At 59.2% G+C, this 3618-nt stretch carries 1 protein-coding gene; it reads right to left on the bottom strand.

The genetic code is table 11. The features are described from left to right. Positions 1-3618: beta strand repeat-containing protein (locus tag AC3WLY_RS35120; RefSeq protein WP_492332762.1), on the bottom strand; the 3618-nt coding region annotated here is incomplete at both ends.

Genomic DNA, 3618 nt, shown 5'->3' with positions numbered 1-3618 from the left:
GCGCCAGTCTCCACACCAGACACGTTGAGTGTGCCGACGTTCGTGATGTGATCGCTGGCGTTGCTGCCGGAATCGGTGCTCAACGCAATACCCGGTGCAGCGGCCGACGTATCGAGTGTGAAGTTGAACGAAGTCGGATCCGATGTATTGCCCGCGACATCGGTTTGCCGAATTTGTACGTCGTTCACGCCTTCGATGGCGTCGAAACTGGTGTTCCAGGTATGACCGCCATCGATCGAATATTCGACGGTGGCGCCCGTTTCGACACCGGTGAGATTCAGCGTGCCGACGTTGGTGATGTGGTCGGTCGAGCTGCTGCCGGAATCGGTAGTCAGTGCGACACCGGGCGCAGCGGCCGAGGTGTCGAGCGTGAAGTTGAACGCCGTCGGATCCGACGTATTGCCTGCGATATCGGTCTGCCGAACCTGCACGTCGTTCACGCCTTCGACGGCGTTGAAACTCGTGTTCCAGGTGTGGCCACCATCGATCGAGTATTCGACAACAGCGCCAGTCTCCACACCAGAAACGTTGAGTGTGCCGACGTTGGTGATGTGGTCGGTAGCGCTGCTACCGGAATCGCTCGTGAGCGCGACACCGGGCGCGGCGGCCGAGGTATCGAGCGTAAAGCTGAATGAAGTCGGATCCGATGTATTGCCTGCGACATCGGTCTGCCGCACCTGTACGTCATTCGCGCCTTCGACGGCATTGAAGCTGGTGTTCCAGGTATGGCCGCCATCGGTCGAGTATTCGACAACTGCGCCAGTCTCCACACCAGAAACGTTGAGTGCACCGACGTTCGTGATGTGGTCGGTCGAGCTAGTGCCGGAATCGGCGGTCAATGCGACGTTGGGTGCGGCGGCCGAGGTATCGAGTGTGAAGCTGAGCGAGGTCGGGGCCGACGTGTTGCCCGCGACATCGGTCTGCCGAACCTGTACGTCGTTCACGCCTTCGACCGCGTTGAAGCTGGTGTTCCAGGTATGGCCGCCATCGATCGAGTATTCGACAACTGCGCCAGTCTCCACACCAGACACGTTGAGTGTGCCGACGTTGGTGATGTGGTCGATAGCGTTGCTGCCTGAGTCGGCGGTTAGTGCAACACCCGGCGCGGCGGCCGACGTATCGAGCGTAAAGCTGAACGAGGTCGGGGCGGACGTGTTGCCAGCGACATCGGTCTGCCGCACTTGCACGTCGTTCACGCCTTCGACAGCGCTGAAACTGGTGTTCCAGGTGTGGCCACCATCGGTCGAGTATTCGACAACTGCGCCAGTCTCCACACCAGAAACGTTGAGTGTGCCGACGTTGGTGATGTGGTCGGTCGAGCTGCTACCGGAATCGCTCGTGAGCGCGACACCGGGCGCGGCGGCCGAGGTATCGAGCGTAAAGCTGAACGAGGTCGGGTCAGACGTGTTGCCCGCGACATCGGTCTGCCGAACCTGTACGTCGTTCACGCCTTCGACGGCGTTGAAGCTGGTGCTCCAGGTATGCCCGCCATCGATCGAGTATTCGACAACTGCGCCAGTCTCCACACCAGAAACGTTGAGTGCACCGACGTTAGTGATGTGGTCGGTAGCGTTGCTGCCTGAGTCGGCGGTCAGTGCAACACCCGGTGCAGTGGCCGAGGTATCGAGCGTAAAGCTGAAAGAAGTCGGATCCGACGTATTGCCTGCGACATCGGTCTGCCGAACCTGTACGTCGTTCACGCCTTCGACGGCATTGAAACTGGTGTTCCAGGTATGACCACCATCGGTCGAGTATTCGATCGTGGCGCCGGTTTCAACACCCGTAAGATTCAGCGTGCCGACATTGGTGATGTGGTCGGTCGAGCTAGTGCCGGAATCGGCGGTCAATGCGACGCTGGGCGCGGCGGCCGAGGTATCGAGCGTGAAGCTGAATGAAGTCGGGCCTGAAGTATTGCCTGCGACATCGGTTTGCCGGACCTGTACGTCATTCACGCCTTCGACCGCGTTGAAACTGGTGTTCCAAGTATGACCGCCATCGGTCGAGTATTCGATCGTGGCGCCCGTTTCGACACCGGCGAGATTCAACGTGCCGACGTTGGTGATGTGGTCGGTCGAGCTAGTGCCGGAATCGGCGGTCAATGCGACGCTGGGCGCGGCGGCTGAGGTATCGAGCGTAAAGCTGAATGAAGTCGGATCCGATGTATTGCCTGCGACATCGGTCTGCCGGACCTGTAAGTCGTTCACGCCTTCGACGGCGTTGAAGCTGGTGTTCCAGGTGTGGCCGCCATCGATCGAGTATTCGATGGTGGCGCCAGTTTCAACACCGGTGAGATTCAACGTACCGACATTGGTGATGTGATCGTTGGCGTTGCTGCCGGAGTCAGTGGTCAGCGCGACACTTGGCGCAGCGGCCGAGGTGTCGAGCGTGAAGTTGAACGAGGTCGGGGCGGACGTGTTGCCTGCGACATCGGTTTGCCGAACCTGCACGTCGTTCACGCCTTCGACGGCGTTGAAACTGGTGTTCCAGGTATGACCACCATCGGTCGAGTATTCGACAACTGCGCCAGTCTCCACACCAGAAACGTTGAGTGTGCCGACGTTCGTGATGTGATCGCTGGCGTTGCTGCCGGAATCGGTGCTCAACGCAATACCCGGTGCAGCGGCCGACGTATCGAGTGTGAAGTTGAACGAAGTCGGATCCGATGTATTGCCCGCGACATCGGTTTGCCGAATTTGTACATCGTTCATGCCTTCGACGGCGTCGAAACTGGTGTTCCAGGTATGACCGCCATCGATCGAATATTCGACGGTGGCGCCGGTTTCGATACCGGTGAGATTCAGCATGCCGACGTTGGTAATGTGATCGTTGGCGTTGCTGCCGGAGTCAGTGGTCAGCGCGACACTTGGCGCAGCGGCAGAGGTATCGAGCGTAAAGTTGAACGAGGTCGAGGCGGACGTGTTGCCTGCGACATCGGTTTGTCGAACCTGCACGTCGTTCACGCCTTCGACGGCGTTGAAGCTGGTGTTCCAGGTATGGCCGCTATCGATCGAGTATTCGACGGTGGCGCCGGTTTCAACACCGGTGAGATTCAACGTACCGACATTGGTGATGTGGTCGGTCGAGCTACTGCCGGAATCGGTGGTCAATGCGATGCTGGGCACGGCGGCCGAGGTATCAAGCGTGAAGTTGAACGAGGTCGGATCCGATGTATTGCCTGCGATATCGGTCTGCCGGACCTGTACGTCATTCACGCCTTCGACGGCGTTGAAACTGGTGTTCCAGGTGTGGCCGCCATCGATCGAGTATTCGACGGTGGCGCCGGTTTCGATACCGGTGAGATTCAGCGTGCCGACGTTGGTAATGTGATCGTTGGCGTTGCTGCCGGAGTCAGTGGTCAGCGCGACACTTGGCGCAGCGGCCGAGGTATCGAGTGTGAAGCTGAGCGAGGTCGGGTCCGACGTGTTGCCCGCGACATCGGTTTGTCGAATCTGCACGTCGTTCACGCCTTCGACCGCGTTGAAACTGGTGTTCCAAGTATGGCCGCCATCGATCGAGTATTCGACAACTGCGCCAGTCTCCGCACCAGAAACGTTAAGTGCACCGACGTTCGTGATGTGGTCGGTCGAGTTGCTACCGGAATCGCTCGTGAGTGCGACA

The organism is Burkholderia sp. FW306-1C-G01B (assembly GCF_058781685.1).
The sequence above is the reverse complement of the archived record's forward strand: the minus strand, read 5'-3'. Positions and strand labels throughout refer to the sequence as shown.